At 70.5% G+C, this 3487-nt stretch carries 4 protein-coding genes; 1 reads left to right on the forward strand and 3 read right to left on the reverse strand.

The genetic code is table 11. The features are described from left to right. The 3 genes from AB0C22_RS31175 to AB0C22_RS31185 all read right to left on the reverse strand — a co-directional run. The coding region (locus AB0C22_RS31175; protein ID WP_357538580.1) for a beta-ketoacyl synthase N-terminal-like domain-containing protein at positions 1-907 on the reverse strand (907 nt) is incomplete at its 3' end. 80 nt (positions 908-987) lie between these two features. Continuing rightward, the gene (locus tag AB0C22_RS31180; RefSeq protein ID WP_308291068.1) at positions 988-1197 is read right to left on the reverse strand and encodes a ferredoxin; all 210 of its coding nucleotides are present in this window, start codon (positions 1195-1197) and stop codon (positions 988-990) included. Next, entirely contained in the window at positions 1194-2399 is a 1206-nt protein-coding gene (locus AB0C22_RS31185; RefSeq protein ID WP_357538582.1) for a cytochrome P450, read from the reverse strand. Before AB0C22_RS31185 ends, AB0C22_RS31180 begins: the two co-directional genes overlap by 4 nt. 184 nt (positions 2400-2583) lie before the next feature. Here AB0C22_RS31185 and AB0C22_RS31190 point away from each other — a divergent pair. Further along, a partial coding sequence (locus AB0C22_RS31190) for a beta-ketoacyl synthase N-terminal-like domain-containing protein (RefSeq protein WP_357538584.1) occupies positions 2584-3487 on the forward strand: 904 nt, incomplete at its 3' end.

Consider the following 3487-nt stretch of genomic DNA (forward strand, 5'->3'; position numbering starts at 1 on the left):
GGTTGACCGCGCTGCCCCGGATGACCGCGAGGACGGGTCGTCCGGCCCGGCGGGCGTCGGACAACCGCTGCACCACCACCACACCCACACCCTCGCCCCAACCGGTGCCGTCCGCGGACGAGGAGAACGCCTTGCACCGGCCGTCGGGCGCCAGGCCACGCTGGCGGCTGAACTCCACGAAGGTGGTCGGGGTGGCCATCACCGCGACCCCACCCACGAGCGCCGTCGAGCACTCCCGCTTACGCAGCGACTGGGCGGCCAGGTGCAACGCGACCAGCGACGACGAGCAGGCGGTGTCCACCGACAGGGCCGGCCCCTCCAGGCCGAGCGTGTAGGCGATCCGGCCCGAGGCGAGGCTCGCGAGGCTGCCGTTGGCGACGTAACCCTCGAAGCTCTTCGGCGCCGGTCGTAACCGGGAGCCGTAGTCGTTGTACATCACCCCGACGAAGACGCCGGTGTCGGTGCCGCGCAACGCGTCCGGCGCGATACCCGCCCGCTCCACCGCCTCCCACGACGTCTCCAACAACAACCGCTGCTGCGGATCCATCGCCAACGCCTCACGCGGCGAGATCCCGAAGAACTCCGCGTCGAACCCACCCGCCTCGTGCAGGAAACCACCCTGCCGCGTGTACGACCGACCCACCGCGTCCGGATCAGGATCGTAGAGACCCTCCAGATCCCACCCCCGACCCTGCGGAAAATCACCCACCGCGTCGCGACCCTCGACCACCAGATCCCACAACTGCTCCGGCGAGACCACCCCACCAGGAAAACGACACGCCATACCCACGATCGCGATCGGCTCCCGATCCTGCTCCTCCACCTCGGCGAGGCGGGCGCGGGTCTGCCGCAGATCGACGGTGGCGCGCTTGAGGTACTCACGGAACTTGTCTTCGGAGTTCGACACGGGACAGGCCTTTCCGGGTGCCAGGGATGCGGGAACCCGGCCCACGCGCCCGGTGGGCGGGCTGTCGAGCGAAGCGGGAATCAGTCCCGCTCGTGCACGGAGATGGCGTTGCTCGGGCAGTGCCGGGCGGCGGTCCGGGCCTCCTCGTACCGGTCCGCCGTCGGCTCGACGACCAGCACCACGGCGATGCCGTCCTCCTCGCGCTGGTCGAACAGGTCGGGGGCGGCGAGCACACACTGGCCCGAGCAGCAGCACTGCTCCTCGTCCACGGTCAGGCGCAGGAAACTCACCAGGTCACCTCCAGGGAGTGCAGGCCGTAGACGGTGGCCTCCTTGAACGGCTGCTCCTCGGGGGAGGTCAGCAGCTTCATGGCGGGCAGCCGGGCCAGCACCGTGTCGTAGACGATCTCGAGTTCGGCGCGGGCCAGGTTCTGCCCGAGGCACTGGTGCACGCCGTAACCGAAGGCGACGTGGCCGCGGACGCCGCGCCGGAAGTCGATGGTGCCCGGGTCGGCGAAGACGTCGCCGTCGTGGTTGGCAGCGGCGGCGGAGGCGACGAAGCCCTCACCGGCGCGCACCCGGTCCGCGCCGAGGTCGATGTCGGCCAGCGCGACCCGGGCGGTGGGGTAGTCGACGATGCTGAAGTAACGCAGCAGCTCCTCGACGGCGTTCGGGGTCAGGGTGGGATCGTCGGTCAGCTGCGTCGCGAGCCGCTCGTCCCGCAGCAGCGCGAGCAGGCCGAGCGAGATCATGCTCGCGGTGGTCTCGTGCCCGGCGAGCAGCAGCAGCATCGCGAACCCGGTGAGCAGCTCGTGGTCGTAGCAGTCCGCCGCCCGGTACTTCACCGACAGGCGACCCAGCAGGTCGTCGTCCGGATTGCCGTCCTTGCTGCTGACCAGGTCCCCGAGGAAGGCGCGGAGCGCACCGAACGACTCCTGCCGCTGCTGCGGGGTGCTGGCCCGGGCCAGCAACACCTCCGTGTGCCCCTGGAAGACCTCGCGGGAGCCGTACGGGACGCCGAGCAGCTCGCAGATGACCAGGGAGGGGACCGGCAGGGCCAGCTCCCGTACCAGGTCCACCGGGCGGGTCCCGATCGCCAGCAGCACGTCGATCCGGTCGTCGACGATCTGCTGGATGCGCGGCCGCAGCTGCCGGATCCGGTGCACGGTGAACTCCGCGGCCACCATCCGCCGGTGCAGCGAGTGCTCCGGCTGGTCCATCGAGAGCAGGAAGCCCTTCTGCGCGAAGGCCTGCACGTTGGCGACGGTCGCCGGGAAGCCGGGGTGGGCCCGGTTGGCACTGGTGGCGGGGTGGCCGAGCAGCGTGCGGACGTACTCGTGGCTGGTGGCCAGCCACGCCGTGTTGCCGTCCTGGAGGGTCACCCGGGACAGCGGCCGGGCGGCCCGCAGCTCGGCGTACTCGCGTGGTGGGGAGAACGGGCAGGTACGGGGCATGGGGAATGCCGGTGCGCCCGGAACGCCGTCTTCGGTCATGCCGGGAACCTAGGGACGGACTCTAAATTCACCCTTACCCGCGCCCGTCAGCCCCCGGTTTCCCCGCTCCGAGCAGGCGATTTAGAGCCCTGATAGGGCGATCTAAGTACGTACGCGGACAGTCCTGTGTAGTCCGATGGGTCTGCTCTCTTCAGACCCGCGACCCCCAGGGGGATGGCCCGCGATGGCAAACGAAGACAAGCTCCGTGAGTACCTCAGGCGGGTCACCACCGACCTGCAGCAGACCCGACGCCGACTGGCCGAGGTCGAGGGTGCCGACCGGGAGCCGATCGCGATCGTGGGTATGGCGTGTCGTTTTCCTGGTGGGGTGGTCTCGCCGGAGCAGTTGTGGGATCTGGTGGTCGAGGGTCGCGACGCGGTGGGTGATTTTCCGCAGGGTCGGGGGTGGGATCTGGAGGGTCTCTACGATCCTGATCCGGACGCGGTGGGTCGGTCGTACACGCGGCAGGGTGGTTTCCTGCACGAGGCGGGTGGGTTCGACGCGGATTTCTTCGGGATCTCGCCGCGTGAGGCGTTGGCGATGGATCCGCAGCAGCGGTTGTTGTTGGAGACGTCGTGGGAGGCGGTGGAGCGGGCGGGTATCGCGCCGGACGCGTTGCGCGGCACCGACACCGGCGTCTTCGTCGGCGCGATCCCGCAGGACTACGCGCCCGACGTCCGTGCCGTGCCGGCCGAGGCCGAGGGGTACGTCGGCTCCGGCGTGCTGACCAGCGTGGCCTCCGGCCGGATCTCCTACACCCTCGGATTGGAGGGGCCGGCGTTGTCGGTGGACACCGCCTGCTCGTCGTCGCTGGTGGCGTTGCACCTGGCGGTCCAGTCCCTGCGCCGGGGGGAGTGCTCGATGGCACTGGCCGCCGGCGTGACGGTGATGTCCGCGCCGCGGTTGTTCATCGAGTTCAGCCGGCAGCGCGGGCTGTCCCGCGACGGCCGCTGCCGGGCCTTCGCCGCCGGGGCCGACGGGACCGGGTTCTCCGAGGGTGTGGGTGTGGTGGTGGTGCAGCGGTTGTCCGACGCCCGCCGGGCCGGACGACCCGTCCTCGCGGTCATCCGGGGCAGCGCGGTCAACC

The organism is Micromonospora sp. NPDC048894 (assembly GCF_040649765.1).
Lineage (GTDB): Bacteria > Actinomycetota > Actinomycetes > Mycobacteriales > Micromonosporaceae > Micromonospora > Micromonospora antibiotica.